This is a genomic window from Lacibacter sp. (assembly GCF_035299325.1).
In the GTDB taxonomy this organism is placed as follows: domain Bacteria; phylum Bacteroidota; class Bacteroidia; order Chitinophagales; family Chitinophagaceae; genus Lacibacter.
The window spans coordinates 45,253-61,239 of the sequence record NZ_DATGWT010000042.1 but is presented as its reverse complement, the minus strand read 5'-3'; the positions used below and the strand labels follow the sequence as shown (position 1 = coordinate 61,239).

General features: G+C 41.5%; 12 protein-coding genes. 3 read left to right on the top strand and 9 right to left on the bottom strand.

Annotated elements, in window-relative coordinates:
* Positions 1–353 precede the first annotated feature (353 nt).
* A complete protein-coding gene (locus VK159_RS23000; protein WP_324232526.1) occupies positions 354–1,952 on the bottom strand; it encodes an aminopeptidase P family protein in 1,599 nt (532 codons plus the stop codon).
* A gap of 556 nt (positions 1,953–2,508) precedes the next feature.
* Between VK159_RS23000 and VK159_RS22995 the strand changes: the two genes are divergently transcribed.
* Positions 2,509–3,450, top strand: a complete 942-nt coding sequence (locus VK159_RS22995; RefSeq protein ID WP_324232525.1) for an HNH endonuclease — start codon at positions 2,509–2,511, stop codon at positions 3,448–3,450.
* Positions 3,451–3,511: 61 nt separating this feature from the next.
* On the opposite strand, the gene VK159_RS22990 is transcribed toward VK159_RS22995, so the two are convergent.
* Positions 3,512–3,736: a helix-turn-helix transcriptional regulator gene (locus VK159_RS22990; RefSeq protein WP_324232524.1), complete on the bottom strand. Its 225-nt coding sequence runs from the start codon at positions 3,734–3,736 to the stop codon at positions 3,512–3,514.
* A gap of 100 nt (positions 3,737–3,836) precedes the next feature.
* On the opposite strand from VK159_RS22990, the gene VK159_RS22985 reads away from it, so the two are divergent.
* Complete coding sequence (locus tag VK159_RS22985; protein WP_324232523.1) at positions 3,837–4,361, top strand: RNA polymerase sigma factor; 525 nt, start codon at positions 3,837–3,839, stop codon at positions 4,359–4,361.
* Positions 4,362–4,627: 266 nt separating this feature from the next.
* Here the strand turns inward: VK159_RS22985 and VK159_RS22980 are convergent, their stop codons facing one another.
* The 6 genes from VK159_RS22980 to VK159_RS22955 all read right to left on the bottom strand — a co-directional run bounded on the left by VK159_RS22980 (position 4,628) and on the right by VK159_RS22955 (position 12,457).
* The gene (locus VK159_RS22980) at positions 4,628–5,146 is read right to left on the bottom strand and encodes a hypothetical protein (protein WP_324232522.1); all 519 of its coding nucleotides are present in this window, start codon (positions 5,144–5,146) and stop codon (positions 4,628–4,630) included.
* A 416-nt stretch (positions 5,147–5,562) separates the two neighbouring features.
* On the bottom strand, positions 5,563–6,408 hold the full coding sequence (locus tag VK159_RS22975; RefSeq protein ID WP_324232521.1) for a class I SAM-dependent methyltransferase: 846 nt from the start codon (positions 6,406–6,408) through the stop codon (positions 5,563–5,565).
* Between the two features lie 51 nt (positions 6,409–6,459).
* Entirely contained in the window at positions 6,460–6,732 is a 273-nt protein-coding gene (locus tag VK159_RS22970) for a DUF4242 domain-containing protein (protein WP_324232520.1), read from the bottom strand.
* Positions 6,733–6,870: 138 nt separating this feature from the next.
* Positions 6,871–7,515, bottom strand: a complete 645-nt coding sequence (locus VK159_RS22965; protein ID WP_324232519.1) for a Crp/Fnr family transcriptional regulator — start codon at positions 7,513–7,515, stop codon at positions 6,871–6,873.
* 274 nt (positions 7,516–7,789) lie between these two features.
* The gene (locus VK159_RS22960) at positions 7,790–10,519 is read right to left on the bottom strand and encodes a T9SS type A sorting domain-containing protein (RefSeq protein ID WP_324232518.1); all 2,730 of its coding nucleotides are present in this window, start codon (positions 10,517–10,519) and stop codon (positions 7,790–7,792) included.
* A gap of 960 nt (positions 10,520–11,479) precedes the next feature.
* A complete protein-coding gene (locus VK159_RS22955) occupies positions 11,480–12,457 on the bottom strand; it encodes a YitT family protein (protein ID WP_324232517.1) in 978 nt (325 codons plus the stop codon).
* Positions 12,458–13,393: 936 nt separating this feature from the next.
* Between VK159_RS22955 and VK159_RS22950 the strand changes: the two genes are divergently transcribed.
* Complete coding sequence (locus VK159_RS22950; RefSeq protein WP_324232516.1) at positions 13,394–15,061, top strand: hypothetical protein; 1,668 nt, start codon at positions 13,394–13,396, stop codon at positions 15,059–15,061.
* Between the two features lie 292 nt (positions 15,062–15,353).
* Here VK159_RS22950 and VK159_RS22945 read toward each other — a convergent pair whose 3' ends face one another.
* On the bottom strand, positions 15,354–15,902 hold the full coding sequence (locus tag VK159_RS22945; RefSeq protein WP_324232515.1) for a cupin domain-containing protein: 549 nt from the start codon (positions 15,900–15,902) through the stop codon (positions 15,354–15,356).
* Positions 15,903–15,987: the final 85 nt, after the last annotated feature.

The window sequence follows — 15,987 nt, the reverse complement described above, 5'->3', positions numbered from 1 at the left end:
AACCACAATGTCAAAGGGATAAGCAGAGGACTAATGCGCCAGATAAGCCTAAAAACTTAGCAAGTCTCAAAGTTCACCTCTGCTTTTCCTTTGAAAAATTAATCTCATTTCATCTTAAATCAAAGTAAAGGCAAGTGTTCCACCTCAGTGGATCACTTGATGCCAATTAATCCTGCCCCGATCCGATAGCTATCGGATGTATCGGGGAATCAGCAAACGAAAGTTCCTGTTTTATAATAAGCTATGTAATCATCATTTAGCAACAGCATTTCAAATGCCCGATACAATCGGGCTAAATTAAAAAGGCACAAATGATCTTGCAGAACACTTGCGCTAGTTGAGAACGATGCACATTATTTAAACGCCGGTAACTGCAGTTCATTCAGCTTACTCTTTTGAGCCGCCATCTTTTCCACTGCATCAATGGTGCGGGGGGCAGCAGCTGAAATATTTTCGCCGCTTGTTTTTCCAATAACAATAACATCTTCTATACGCACTGCAATATCCCACCATTTCGGATCGCAGTTGCTTCCCTTGGGAATATACAAACCCGGTTCAACTGTTAGCACCATGTTTTCTTTTAAGACCGTGCTCGAAAATTTATCATGTACATCAAGTCCTACATGGTGCGATACTCCATGAATATAATACTGTCCCACCTCTTTCACATCTTTTATGATACCCAGCTTTACCAATCCGTTGGCCAGCACTTCCGTAGCCTTTGCATTTAATTGCGGGTAAGGCGTTCCTTCTTTACAAAGTGCAATGACAGCTTCCTGTGCCTCTAACACCAGTTGATAAATGGCCCGCTGTTCGGCTGTAAACTTTCCATTAGCAGGCACCGTGCGTGTAACATCCGATGAATAACCATGATACTCCGATGCCACATCCATCAGCACCAGTTGATTGTTCACCTGCGTCACATTGTTTTCGATATAGTGGAGGATACAGCCATTGGCGCCTGCACCTACAATGGGCGGATAGCCTTCACCTTCGGCGCCGTATTTCTTATGAATATATTCAAACGTACCCATCAGTTCTGTTTCCGACATGGCAGGATGAATGGCCTTCATCACTTCCACATGTGCCATAGCCGAGTAATAACTCGACTTGCGCATCAGCTCCAGTTCTTCCGGCGTTTTTATTTCACGCAATAATCCCACCAGTTCATTGTACGCATACGACTCAAACGACTTCTGCTTCAGTTCTGCAATCACTTTTACAAAAGTGGCCGAATCCGGTTGTTGAATCAGCTCGTTCAGCAGCGGATCTTTTTTGTATTCTTCATCCTGCAACTGTGCCATCCTTGTTTTAAACCGGTTGACTCTCGCTGCAATATTCGCCACGGATGAATACTTTAAAAGAATGGTATAATCTTCAACCAGGTGTTTGCTCATACTTTTTTGAATGCCTGCCTTCTGCTTAAATGCATTGATGAGCGTTTGCAACATTCCGGCACCGGCATCATCAGGTAACGCATCATACAAAACCTGGCTGAACTTTTTTAAATCAAGTGGGTAATTGGCAAACGCTTCATCGTTGTACACATGGGTAAAACCCAATTGTTTTTTTACACCTTCCACACCCAAACGTCTGCCCGACCAGCGCTCCATCAATGCATTTCGTTTCTGTACAAAAAATAATTCGTTGTATGCTCCATCTGTGCCCTGTTGCATGTCTTTAAAAATGAGCAGCACAGCATTCGGTTCTTTATAGCCGGAGAAATAATACAGATCGGGGTTGGGGTGATAGGCATAGGTTACATCCCTGGAAAACACCCGCTCTGGATAAGCAAATATCACCGCCACTGAATTGGCAGGCATCATTTTTCGCAACGCTTCACGTCTGCCTTTATGAAATTCTTTCTGTAAATAATCGTTCGGTAAAGGTTGTTGTGCCATTGCAGTATAACACAGCATACACAGCAGGAGTGTAGTAATTAGTCTGGTCATTGTAAAAGAATTAGTACATGAAAAATGGAAGGCAGGATACCTTGAATGTACAAAAAATAAGTACAGAAATAAACAAGCCTGGCGAAGGTCTCCCAACCTGCGCAAGAAATCAGAAAGCGTCATGTCGACGACAGGAGACATCTCTATGAGATAAGACAGCTGCCATGCAATCAACCGGATATTACAAAATCACTCCGGGATTGTAGAGATCCCTCGTGCCTCGGGATGACGCTTCAATTGAACTGTAAAATATAATATCATCAACAAAGTATTCCCAACTGGCGCAAGTGTTCCACCTCCGTGGATCACTTGATGCCAATTAATCCTGCCCCGATTGCATCGGGGAATTAGCAAACGGAAGTTTCTTTTTCGTAGTAAGTTATTCCAACAGAATTCAAAAATAGCACTTCGAATTTCCGACACAGGCTAAACTAAAAGGCACAAGTGATCTTGCAGAACACCTGCGTCAGCGCCAATAAGACTATGCATCAATTCTGAGACAGAGTAGAAAACTATATTTTGACTACATATCCCTTTCTTTCTTATTTTTAAAATCATGAAATTTTATCTTGGTGTAACTGATAATAATTGGTTTAACTTTTTGGCGAGTCAAAATCGGGAAGATGTTAATTTTTGGCAACCAGGTGGTAATACTACATTCAAAGTTCTTACATCAGGTGCCCCGTTTCTTTTTAAGTTAAAGAGTCCCATTAACGTAATTGGAGGAATAGGGTTTTTCTCAAGTCATACCTTTTTGCCAATTTCTATTGCTTGGGATGCTTTTGGAAGAGGCAATGGTTGCGAATCATATCAAGATTTACAAAGAATGATTTTTCAATACAGACAAGACAGAATTACTCTTAATCCAACCATTGGATGCATTGTATTAACTAATCCAATATTTTTCAGTCAAGAGGATTGGATCGAAGTTCCTGAAGATTGGAGTAAAAGCATTGTTCAGGGAAAATCTTACACAACAGAAACTGCAACAGGAAAGGTTCTTTGGGAAAAAATCGATCGATTGCTGCAAAAGTATTTGTATCCAATGCCAGACGAAGCAAAGAGCCAATTGATACTTGAGGAAAGTGAAACGCCTATGTATGGTAAATCAGTATTAACAAAAGTAAGATTAGGCCAAGGGGCATTTAGAGTACTGGTAACTGACGCATATAGCCGCAAATGTGCTATTTCTGGTGAAAAAACATTGCCTGTATTGGAAGCTGCCCATATAAAGCCATATGCCGAATCTGGGCCTCACTTTATTTCAAACGCTTTGCTTCTACGTTCTGATTTACACAAGCTATTTGATTCAGGATATTTAACCATCTCTCCCGATCTAAAAGTCGAAGTAAGTAAAAGAATAAAAGAAGAGTTTCAAAATGGGAAAGAGTATTATAAATTTCATGGTGCTAGCCTTTACAATTTACCAAATAGAGTAAAAGATAAACCTGAAGAGAGATTTATCGAGTGGCATAATGAACACATTTTCAAAGGATGAGTCACCGACTCTTTGGCCCACAAAGTTGCCTCGTGATAGTATGAACTACAGTAGTTGTTTATTAAAATGCTATGAGTTCTTCAGTTGTAACATTTAATGCTTCAGCTAGCGTTACAATCATTGTAAGTGTAGGATTACTTTCTCCTTTTTCAATCCGATGAATCTGGCTAAAATCAACATCGGCAATATCTGCAAGCTTACGTAAACTTAATTTCTTCTCCTTCCGGATGCTTGCCAAATGCTTCCCGAACTTTTTTAAAAGCTTCTCATCCCTCGTACTGTTCATTGAGGAAAATTCAATGAATCAGAGAAAAATAATGTAGGATTGTATGCATACAAAGTAAAATACTTTTCTTACCTTAGTAATGATATTCATCAGCTTTCTAATGAAATATTACTATCTCCATAAAGAATTCTCACTCTCGCAAACAAATCTCACCATGGTTTTTAAAGAAAACCATAAGTCACTTTGTTTTTTTGCCAATCGGTATGTAAAAGATTCAAATGCAGCATTGGATATTATAGAAGAGAGTTTTCTAAAACTTTGGGCCAAAAGAGAACAATTTGGTTCAGAAGCCGGCCTACGGAGCTATCTCTACAAAACTGTTTACAACGGCTGTCTGCGCTGGTTAGAGAATGAGAAACGAAAAGCCCATAACCTTGAAACATACCGCATCATAACAGATTCACCAGAGCAAACCTGTTTCGAGAATATGGTAAGGGCAGAAACACTTCGCCAATTGCATACAGCAATAGAGCAATTGCCCGGTCAGTGCCGCACCATCGTTCAAAAGCTATATGTCGATGGTAAATCCGTCTCAGAAATCGCCACCGAAATGAATCTGGCTACCAGTACGGTCAAAAATCAAAAGGCGAGGGGTATCAAACTACTCAAATTAAAGTTAACCTGAGTTTGGCCCAAACGGCATTATTTTCAAGCCACAAAACCTCGTTCTGAAAGGCTGGATACTCCCACTTAACTCCCTAGATAAAGCGTACATAAAGCGTATCAGGCGTAAAAAACCGACAGCCCATCAAAGGGTTGCCAACCTTCAAAAGGTTGGCAACCCTTACCCACGCCCAACAGTTCCCTCGTACCCTCGGGATGACAACTCTGTTGAGCAGTGATACAAACGTCAGTAGCTTTTTAAAGGGTACTTCCAAAAAACGTTGAAGTTTATTGTCCTCTCTCGGGCTCCGGTACAATGTTTTCCTGTTCAATGGAAAACAGTACACTGGTAATTTTCCATTCGTTGTTGATGCGTACCATGCCCCAGGTTTCTTTACCCCAGATGCCTTTTTTGCCGCCCGCCCAATAACTGAAATCGAATGCTACGGCAGCAACATGTCCATCGGTGTTGATTTGTACGTTGTAAAATTTTTCTTCTTTAGGAGAGCCTTGAATAATACTTCTGAACCAGCTTTTATAATCCGATAATTTATGATCTGCTATTCCGGGATTGGTGCTGATTCTTTTTTGTTGTGTGGCAGTTTGGTAAACACCCACCCACGCAACAGGTCCATCGTAGAATAAGTTATAAAACGATGTACTGTCTTTAGTGGTCATGCAATGCATAAACGTTTGTAACACCTTGTTAATTGCAATTTGATGTTCTGTGCTGCTGTTAGTTGTTTGTGCATGCAGAAACTTGCCGGAAAAGAAAAGCAATGCAAAGGCGAGCATCATTTTTTTCATGTGTATATTTTAAGAGTAATACTTCATTAGCTACAGCTGCATGGCTGTTGCAAATGAAAATAGGGCACACAGTGTATAAACGAATGTTAAAAGCCAATCAACTTTCGTACAACAGGATGAGTGGGGGCTGTACGGAAAATTCCTGCCTCATGCTGGCGCAAGAAGTTTGGCGCAGGCCATCACAAAATGGAACAGGTGATCTTACAGCCTCATCTGGTCCAGGCATAGTAACGCTGGCGCAAGATCCGATAGCTATCGGATGAAGCGCAGGTTTTGTGTATTGGCTTCTTCTCGCAAAGCGGGACAAGTAACGCCTGAATCGCATACTGCATAAACCTGTTGATCAATGCTGCAGCCAATAAAATGCAAAAGCTCCGCAGGAACCTGCGGAGCTTTTGCAAGATGCTCAGTCATCTTTATTTCGTTCCACTGATAATATATGCACTCGAATTGATCGATACATTTCCTTCCGGGTATGTTTGATTGATCAACTGTATGATTTCTGATTTTATTTTTTCTTTCGTCTCAGCATCCGCTTGTGCCAAGGCACTAACAACAGGCCCTACCACTTCCGATGCAAAACTCCAATAGGTATCGGCAGTTTGGCAATTCAATTTACCGGGCAATTCAATTTGTGTAATGTTGGTAAGCCCTGCTTCTTCAAACAGTCCGGCAATCAATCCATCCTTTGCACATCGAAACATACCGGGCGAACCGGGTACAGGCACAGGCAGTTCCACATTGTTTTTTACCGTACTCATGGCGGCTGTAAACCAACCGTTTTTTTCAGGACCACTCCAAACCGATGCGGCAATTTTTCCTCCCGGTTTTAACACACGCAGCATTTCTTTGGCAGCCAACAGCATATCAGGGAAAAACATAAAACCCATACGGCAACTGATGGCATCAAAACTGTTATCATCAAACGGTAATTCACATACATCGCAAACGCTGAATTCTACATTCCTGAGCCCGGCCCTTTGCGCATTTTCATGTGCAATCACAAGCATTTCGTCCGACAGATCGGTAATAATCACTTTCCCGTTCCTGATTTTTGAAGCAATGGTTAAACCCGGTTCTCCGGTACCGGCAGCTACATCCAGCACATGATAGCCGTCTTGCAAATCCAATGCGTTGATAATTGCATCGCCAAAAGGTTGTAAAAAATCCATGGTCATATCATCCCATTTTTTCCAACCGGGAGATGATTTGTTCCAGGATGCTTTTTGTTGCTCACGGATTTCCTGTAGTTGAAGTTCCATTTTGTTGAATTTAGTTGGTTGATTGAAAATTGAAGAGATTGTGTCCCTTGATTACCCTGCAGTAACAGGATCGATAATGGCCGATACTTCGGTAATAACATTGGCCGGAAACCCGCTTAAAGAAGCATGTTCACGTATCAGCTCTTCGCTGGGAGCGATGTACACGCAATAAATTTTATCGCCGGCTACATAGCTGTGTTTCCATTGTATCTGCGAACCCAACTTGCTTAATACGCCACACGACACGCCGGAAATTTCTTTCAGTTGTTCTGCTGTTAATTTTCCTGCTCCGGGAACTTCTCTTTCAATTAAATACTTTTTCATGTTTGTAACAATTAGTTTTTGCCTACTCTAAACCGTTTTCGGCCATACCGTATCGCAACAATATTGTTTTGATGAAACAAACATACAGGCGCTGCAGGCAAGAAACGGTAACATTGTTACTTTTCTCTGTAACAATTGTTACAATTCCTTCAGCAGCTTAATCTGGTTGCGGAACAGGAGCAATTGTTTTTCATTTTCCATTCGCTTCAGCAGGCGGGAGATAACAACACGATTTGTACCAAGCTCATCGGCAATTTGCTGGTGCGAAAGATTGATGAGTGAAGAACCGGAGAGATTGGTTTTTGCTTTCAGAAGTTTAACCAGTCGCTCATCCATTTTTTTAAACGTAACATCGTTGATACTGTGAATAATTTCGATGTACTCATTTACAATGGTGCCCATCACAAATTTTTTCCAGGATGGATATTTCAGCATCCATTCTTCCATAACCGGAACCGGTACACAAAGCATACGCAGATCTTCTTCAGCTGTTCCTTTTACCTGGCTGGGTTGCGACATCATTCCGCAGGATAACGTCATGGCACAACCCTGGCCGGGTTTCACATAGTATAAAACCATTTCCTGTCCTTCATCGTTTTCACGACTTACTTTCAGAATGCCGCTCAGCATCAACGGAACAACCGTGATGTTCTGGTTCATTTTTATTAAACCCTGCCCGGCTGTTGCTTCATAGATCATTGATTTTTCTTCTATCTCCTGCAGTAATGAAGATTCGAAAGTGGAAGCGTACACTTTTCTTAATTCGGATGGTTCCTGTTGCATAAGCACAGTGGCTGTTTGGTTGGTTTTAAATGTGGCTATTCATGCATGATGAATAGTATACCTGGGTGCTTGCCGGCCAATGCACGGAACCAATACTTTTCAATTGGCAAGTGATTAAAGATAGATAGTTTTTTCATTGTGGCTTAGTAGGCCTGCTCAATCAACAAGCGGTGGCAACCATTGTTTTTATGCTTTCGCAAACGAGATTAATGCAGGTGGCTGCAAATAAAACGGCTCCGGTTTACCGGAGCCGTTTTATTGAAACCGTGGAGGATTATCCCGGAAGTTTGATCAGTTTCAGTTGTTGAACCCGCTTGCCTTGTATGAGCTTAACAATATAAGTGCCGGCTTGGTACTTGTCGCCCAAACTAATGACTTGGCCTGCAGGTGAAGTCCTTGTTTCAATCACTCTGCCCAGCATATCCGTTACCGTTATATGCACAGGCTCGTTCATATTCGAATGGGTTAAAACAATTCTGAAATTCGTATTGCTTGGGTTGGGCATTACATTTACAGTGAAGAGTTGATTGGTTTCTTCAACAGCAGTTCTGTTTTCAGTTGTTTCAAGTGTATTTACTCCATTGCAATTGGCCGTTGTAGAAAACGGGGTGGCATCTGAATATTTTGTCCACGATTTGCCACATTTCGCCCGTATATGCCAGATGTAATTTTGATTGGCCTTTAATCCTGTAACAGCAGCGGAACGAACGGATCCATTGGTAACCTGAACTTTCGTCCATTTACCTCCCGGTCCTGTGCTTTTGTATTCAACTTCCCATTCAGTAGGGCTTACAACAGAGATCCAGTTAAGGGTAGCACTGTTGCAGGTGATATTGCTGGTACTGATTTCCAATGCACCGATTCCCACAATTACCTGTTTGGTTGAGCTTGCAGAGCAAGGCATACTTACGTCGGTAAATGTCAACGTGTAATTGGTTGTCACCAATGGATTCACTGTAATGGAAGGCGTTGTTTGGCCGCCCGGCATCCAGGTAAAGGTTCCGAATACAGTTGGGTCCTGTGAGCAGGCCACGGATTTTACGATTAAATAATCTGTCGTCGCTGAGCAATCCTGCCCATGTGTATAAAACCGTACCTGTCCGGTATAGCTTGCTTTCCAAACGGCACTGAAGATTCCGCTGGCAAGCACCTGCGAACCCGTAGCATCGGAAATGGTATTCACGATTCCCTGAACCAGTTCTGGATGACTGCTCATGAACTTGTAATATTTACCGGCTTCTACGTTTACAATACTGTACTCACCCAAATAACCGTCTTCAACAATTACTTCCGGATTCCCGTTACAGTCAGAAACAGTAAACGTTTGTTCGGGATACGGTGGAAAGCTGCTGTTGGTGCACGGCTTGGCAAAACTTGTGCCGCTGAAGTTTAACGTAACTGATCCTCCCGTACAAACAGTGCCGGCGCTTGTGGCTTCAATAACCGATGAAATAGGTACCCATACTCTTACGGTATGCTCATCGGAAGCAACGCAGCCATTTACATCCGTAGCAGTAACAGAATAGGTTGTCGTTGCAGATGGATGTACTGTTACCGAAGAGGAAAGCGCTCCGGTACTCCAGAGTATATTGGAATAGTTGCCGTTTAACGAAAGTGTAAGATTATTTCCCTGGCACGATGTGGTAGCACCCACGATTTGTAATAATTGCGGGAAGTAATTTACCTCCACAATATTTGAATAAACATAACAGTCGCCATCAACATATCGTACTCTGAATTTGTCTGATCCGCCGCTATAGTTTAAATTAATCAATCCTTTTGGATTCACAGGTCCATCGGCACTGGCGAAATTCTGCCAGCTGCCATCTGTACTCAAATACACCCACAATGCGTTTTCAACAGTACCCGAATAGCTTAACATGAAATCACTACCGGCACATACGGGTGTTGAAGGACCGCTTGCAACAACTGGCAGTACACCTGGTAAAACATCTGTTACGGTAATGCTCACAATATTCGACAATTCTGAACAGGACCCATCAGCGTTTTTTACCAATACCACAAAATCAATCGTTGTGCCGGCGGGTAGTAAATTAGCTGTTTGAAAAGTTAACGGACCTTGATTTGCAGGAAAGAAATCTTCCCACTCAGGTGCGTACGACGAGCGGATTAACCACCTCGCATCACCGGTGCTTTCCGCTGGTAAATCGTAAGAGATCGTAAACTGTCCATCCTGGCAAACAGTAGGGCTCGATATACTTGCCACACCAACAACAGGCAAAGGCTTGAATTGAATTGATTGGGTGGATGTACAGCCATCAGTCCCGATCGTAAGACCATAATCGCCGGGCTCCGTTATCGCAATGGTTTGAGTCGTGGCACCGGTTGACCAAAGATTTCCCGCAGGTGCATTGGAACTAAGCACTAAAGAGTAGGGGGGATTGGCACAGAGACTACCTGTTATACTGAATTTGGGAGAATAAAATCCACCCGAAGCAAGTGCATCTTTAATGAGCTGGCGTAGCGGAATCTCCTTGTTGTCAACATAATCGCCGGTGCCAACAATCACCTTTACCAAACTGTTGGCAGGATCGGCCTGGTTTGGCAAAATCACTAAAGTGGTTGGTATAGCATTAATATGGTAAAGCGCTGAAAACTGCCCTGTTAAGCCTGTACCCCAGGTACCGATATTCGTAAACAGGGGCATCGTAATATTATAATCCTGTGCATATTTGCTGCCATAAGTACAGTCGGTAGGGGTACCTGGCACTTCGGTTTCAAACAGCATACTGTATAATTTTACCTTGCAATTGCCTCCCTTGCCCAACTCTTGCCAAACAGCCTCATACTCCGGATTTGAAATAGCACATGGAACGCACCAGCCGGCACAAAACTTAAGTACTACAGCATTGCCGGCAGCAAGATCCTGATAAAGATTATGACTCACCCCGTTACAATCAGATAACGTAAAGTCGGGCAGTTGAGCAAATGCCGGCCTGATCAGAAAAAAGGCCATTATGGCGATTAATGAAATTTTCCTCATTGCATGTAAGTTTTTGGTTTAAAATGTTGATTTGTTTTTTCGGTAAGGGTACAGCAGTTACCAGCAAAGTTTCACAGCGAAATGTAATTGTAAATTCAGTGAAACCGGCGATCAGGAGGCATACAAAAAGCTGACAGGTACCGGACAAATTCCTGACATCCGTATCATCAAAGGCCAATATTAAAATGAATTCAATTGAAAATCATTGCGTTGAGGCTGGGAGTGTAAAAGCAGTCTGCTGCAGAGCTCTGTATCGGTTCAAAACGAAACCGGCCACCAACAAGACAATAGAAGTCGAAAAAGGTCTGTAATGCTAAACACGTATTATTGTGAAACCCCCACTGGGGCAAGTGTTCCACCTCAGTGGATCACTTGATGCCAACTAATTCTGCCCCGATTGCATCGGGGAATTAGCAAACGAAAGTTCATTTTTTGTAGCGGGCTATTTAAACATCATACAACAACATCACTTCGAATGCCCGATACAAGCGGGCTAAACAAAAAGTACAAGTGATCTTGCAGAACAGTTGCGCCGGTTGAATAAAGCTGAGGGGTGCCTGCATCGTTGCTTTACAACTGTAAACAAGCTGAAATCAACACAAATCATTTCCATTCAAGCCGTTAAATGCAGTTCTACATCGTCTTAATTGATACGTACAGTCACTTAATCGATGTTTACAATGTCTTAATTACAGTTTACACAGTCTTAATTGCAGAGTGCAGTAACTTAATTGATAGTTGCAGTAAGTAAATCAATGTTTACAGTTTCATAATCGATACTTACAGTGTCTTAATTGCAGTGTACGCTGACTTAATTACATCGTACAGCGTCTTAATCTTCATCTGCAGTCGATTAGTTCATCGCTTCAAGTTCATAAACGCTTTCCACGCAGGGTAATCCTTATTCCTTTGCCGGTACCAATACATAAAAACTGAAATTTTATCTAACAGCGTTTCCGTTCAATGCTTCAACGGCCGTTTCTTAATCATCCCGCCTTTCGTGTCCCTGATGCTGTTCATCACGATAAAAGCATCCGGGTCAATCTTTTCTGTTTCAACATATAATTTGTTTAACTCCAGTCTTGTGATAACAGTGTAAACGATATCAATTTCTTTTGCCTCTCCTTTTTTTCCAAATCCCTGCTTGCCATTATAAACAGTAACACCTCTGCCCAGTTTGTCGATGATCATTTGCCTGATCATTTCGTTGTGCGACGAAATAATAGTAACGCCTGTGTATTCTTCAATGCCTTCTACAATAAAGTCAAGTGTTTTTGATGCCGACAGGTAAGTGATCATGGAATACATGGCAATTTCAAGCGATAAAAAATAGGCTGCTGCTGAAAAAATAATAACATTGATCACAATGATAATATCACCAATCGTTGTCCCGAGTTTGCGGCTTAAAAATATGGCAAGTACTTCGGTGCCGTCAATCACAGAACCTCCTCTGATTGCAAGCCCGATACCAGCTCCCAGGAAAAATCCTCCGAAAATGGCCACCAGTAAATTATCGTTCGTGATGTTGGGAAACGTAACTGTTGCAAGAGAAATTGACAAACCTGTTATGGCCAGGGCTGTTTTAATGGCGAACTGTTTTCCCAGTGTATTAAATGCAAGAATAACAAAGGGAATGTTTACACAGATAATTAATATATACAGCGGAATTTCCGTTAATGCCGAAATCAGAAGCGATATACCTGTTGCACCTCCATCAATAAAATGGTTGGTGAGCAAAAAACCTTTGAAACCAAAAGCAGCAGAAAATATACCCGCTGTAATCAGAATAATGTCTTTCAAATGTCGCTTTAACGTAATCAGGAATTCCCGGTGTCCTGTGGCCAGTTCATAGTCAGAGAAACCTTCTTTGTTTTCTGTGTTTTTGCGCTTGGGCCGTAAAATAGTTTGAATGATTAATTGCCTCCAGAACGAGTTCATAGTTAATGTAGTTTAAATGTTAGTAGTAAAATGAAAAACAGCAGCAAAGCCTCATCGGGGCAGGATATTTTTTTTGCGTTGCAATTCAGAATTAATGATCGTCACACAACGTAGTGATGTCGTTGTCTTAACATCCTCTTTCAATACGGTGAAAAAAATAAGATTGCTGCAGGCTCCTCATTGAAGGCTGCACCTGCAAACAGTATCCTGCCTGGAACAGGACACAACAAAATATAACTACAGGAAGTAGTGCGAAGGGAAGATCATGTCGGTATGTTGCAACCTCACAACTAAATTTTGAGAAAAGAAATTGTATTGCGAAAACCTGTGTAAAAACTGCTGTTCTCTTGCCCTTGAACATGCTGTGAATTCGTTAAGGGGGCTTTTTAGTGAACAGGTACGGGCGTTGCTGTGAACAATGGTTGAACCATCTGTCTGTGCTGTATGGCACAGCAGGTTCGACGACATGACAGAGCTATAGTGTTTACGCTCAGAACTGGTTTGTGAAGAGCTGAATTTATGAACAAAAGCATTACTGCAGTACAGACTTAATATAAAGCTGTACAGAATAAAAATGCTGAATAATGAAAATAGTCTGAACCTCTTTTTCACTGCCGCAAGATAACATTATTCGATGAGTAATCTGGTAGGGTAAGCAGGAGGTTTGCCGGTTAAATGATCAATAACTCCTGATTTAAACCGGGCAATCAATAGCAGATCGAACAATCAGAAAAACATGCCACTGCCATTTACTGCAATACATCTTGTTTCGTAATACGGAATAAGTTTTTCGCTTGTACATGCTCAAAAAAAAACATCATTTTCTCATAACTGTGTATCATTTTGTAATAACTGTGCTGCATAAAAAAGAAGTAAGACTCTTAATTTTCTCAAGTGAGAAATTCATTTATATTAGCAAAAACCACATGTAATACAATGCAAAAACTAACCTTCACAACGCTCTTGTTTTTTTTATTTACAAGTCTTACAGCACAAAATTTCTCAGTCAATCATGGAGAAGAATTTAAAATTGCTCGAAGCAAAAGTATGCCTGTTCTGCTGGGTATTGATGAAAGCGGTATTTACATGGCCAATTACCGCCAGAAAAGGAAAGGCTTTACAGCGGATTACGTTAATCTTTACTCACTCCTTAAATACGACTTCAATTTTAAGCAGCTTTATGATTACGAATACGATGAAGGGCTTGAAAAAAGTGAAGTGTCAGAAATTCTTCTGCTGAAAAAGAAAATGTTTTTGTTCAGTTATGACTTTAATAAAAAGGAAAAAAGGTTACTCATTTACGGCACCACGCTCAATAAAGAGAATGGGAAAATGAATGAACCATTGCGGGAATTGATCAACAGTTCTACAAGTGCGGGAGAGTTCCTCGAAACAATTTCCTTTACCCCTAATGCAGACTCTTCACAAATTATTGTTACAGCACTTTTCTCCGAAAGAGAAAGTCAACGAATTTTGCAATTGGTTTACGGGTTTGATTTGAAGCGGATTCAAAGTGCAAGCATCTATATTAATCAACCGGCTAAGTTTCGCAATTTATTTCAGATCGGTCAAACCTCTTCTGGGCTCACGATTGCCAATATTAAAAAGTTTGAAGAACAGGAGGTGGGTAAAAAAAGAAAGAAAAATGTCTTTACAGATTTTTCGGTTGAAGCGTTTGACGGGAAGGGTGCCAAGCCATATACTATCAGTCCTGTAAGGGAGAAAATTTTTGTTGTTAATCAAAAGGTTTACTTGGGAGAAAAAGACCTTTTTATCATTGCACTTTATGATACCGACAAAGAACGGAAAGCAATTAAAGGTATTTTGCTCGAAAGGTATGATGCAAAAAATGGAACACTTCTTTCTTCGAGCATGCAGTCACTTCCGTCAGAATTAATTGCCAATACTGAAGATAAAATTACAGGTGAGAAGAATGATGATACCGATGATGGCATTACCAAAAACCTGCGTATCCGTTCCTTTTCCATTAACCCCGTTACGCAAAGGGCTTACGTGTTTGCCGAGATTTTTTCAATTGAAAGTTACCCTTATACCTCAAGAACTGCCGCAACAGGTACTATAGCCGGTTCTTCTCAAACATACTCACGCTTAAAATTTACCAACAGCGATATCTTACTGATTGAAACTGACGCCCAATTCAGAATCAATCATATTAACAGCCTTCCGAAAAAGCAAATTCAGCGCTTTGAATTGGCTGGTCATGTATCGGTTGATGCTGCATGGGAAGAAGCCGGTACAGGCTTATCTGGAATGAGTCTTGATTTCTATTCATCATTTGGAGTGTTACCATACAAGGACAAGATGATCTTACTGTTAAATGATCATTCGGCAAACGGAGGAGTAACCAAACAAGGTGCAAATCCAAAAGAGTTAATCGATTTGAGCAACTGCAGCAGTTATGCATTGATTTACGATCCTGCCACAAGAGCATTTACCCGAAAGCTGTTGTTTATTAATTCCAATCAACCCGTTCCGCTTATGAAAAATGCGTACATGGTGGGCAACGATATTTTTTTATACGCACGTGAACCTCATTTGATAAGGAAGAGTGATTTTAAAATAATCAAAGTTTCAATAAAATAATTTTTGCTGTAGTGCTGCGCACAGGATGTTTGTAGGTGCAACACAGTTCATATTTTTTCTCATTTCGAGGCCAGGAGAAATCTGCTGAAACTGCCCAGCAGATCCTTCGTATCCATGGGATGAGCCTTAAATATAGCCATCATCCTTCGCTGCTAAAGCCACGATACTCCCTAGATACTCCCACGATACTCCCATGATAAAGCCTATTTAAAGCGCTCACGACGTATAAATCCGACAGGCAACAGCTCAGGTTACAGGGTGCCTGAGACTTGCCCGGGGGCGGCGTAACGGCTTATTTTTCTGACCGGTAACCGGCTCTGTAGCCCAGCAGGTAGCAAACCGGTGCAAGTAAGTAATACGTCAAAAGTTGGATCACCCAGGGCGGACTGGTCACACGTATTTCATTTCGATGCTTTAATCCCATTAATGGTAATTGTAAAAACGGCGGCATCCCTTTTTCACTCAGTTTGCCATCATTAGCTAATGCAAAAAACGATTCAAAAAACTCGTCAATATGAAGTGCAGGAGTAAAGTATTGAACAGAATGTGCCACTTCATCATCTTCATTCCAGAAGCAATGCGCAGCACCGGCAGCAATCGTAATACGTTCACCGGCACTGATCACTTCTTCCTTGCCGTTTACAAGGAAATGAAGTTTCCCTGAAATAACCCTTGCACCGCTTTCCTGTTTGGGATGAATATGAATGGGTTCCCGCATATCCGATTTCGGATTGAACGATTCGGTCTCTAACAATGTTCCATTGGTCTCCTTACCGGTTTCAAGGAAAATCATTGTCTGGCCCGTACGTCCGTTTACGATTTTATCACCTTGTTTAGCCATGGTCGAATTGATTAGGTCATCTAATTTACAAATTCCTGAGCCAGTCAGGTAATGGCTATAACAGTTATTGCCGCATCTGCAAATG

Excerpts from the sequence above, each read along its gene's own strand:
- VK159_RS22985 (WP_324232523.1), top strand. The coding sequence starts at position 3,837 with ATGAAATATTACTATCTCCATAAAGAATTCTCACTCTCGCAAACAAAT.
- VK159_RS22945 (WP_324232515.1), bottom strand. The coding sequence starts at position 15,902 with ATGGCTAAACAAGGTGATAAAATCGTAAACGGACGTACGGGCCAGACA.
- VK159_RS22950 (WP_324232516.1), top strand. The coding sequence starts at position 13,394 with ATGCAAAAACTAACCTTCACAACGCTCTTGTTTTTTTTATTTACAAGT.
- VK159_RS23000 (WP_324232526.1), bottom strand. The coding sequence starts at position 1,952 with ATGACCAGACTAATTACTACACTCCTGCTGTGTATGCTGTGTTATACT.
- VK159_RS22970 (WP_324232520.1), bottom strand. The coding sequence starts at position 6,732 with ATGAAAAAGTATTTAATTGAAAGAGAAGTTCCCGGAGCAGGAAAATTA.
- VK159_RS22990 (WP_324232524.1), bottom strand. The coding sequence starts at position 3,736 with ATGAACAGTACGAGGGATGAGAAGCTTTTAAAAAAGTTCGGGAAGCAT.
- VK159_RS22955 (WP_324232517.1), bottom strand. The coding sequence starts at position 12,457 with ATGAACTCGTTCTGGAGGCAATTAATCATTCAAACTATTTTACGGCCC.
- VK159_RS22965 (WP_324232519.1), bottom strand. The coding sequence starts at position 7,515 with ATGCAACAGGAACCATCCGAATTAAGAAAAGTGTACGCTTCCACTTTC.
- VK159_RS22995 (WP_324232525.1), top strand. The coding sequence starts at position 2,509 with ATGAAATTTTATCTTGGTGTAACTGATAATAATTGGTTTAACTTTTTG.
- VK159_RS22960 (WP_324232518.1), bottom strand. The coding sequence starts at position 10,519 with ATGAGGAAAATTTCATTAATCGCCATAATGGCCTTTTTTCTGATCAGG.
- VK159_RS22975 (WP_324232521.1), bottom strand. The coding sequence starts at position 6,408 with ATGGAACTTCAACTACAGGAAATCCGTGAGCAACAAAAAGCATCCTGG.
- VK159_RS22980 (WP_324232522.1), bottom strand. The coding sequence starts at position 5,146 with ATGAAAAAAATGATGCTCGCCTTTGCATTGCTTTTCTTTTCCGGCAAG.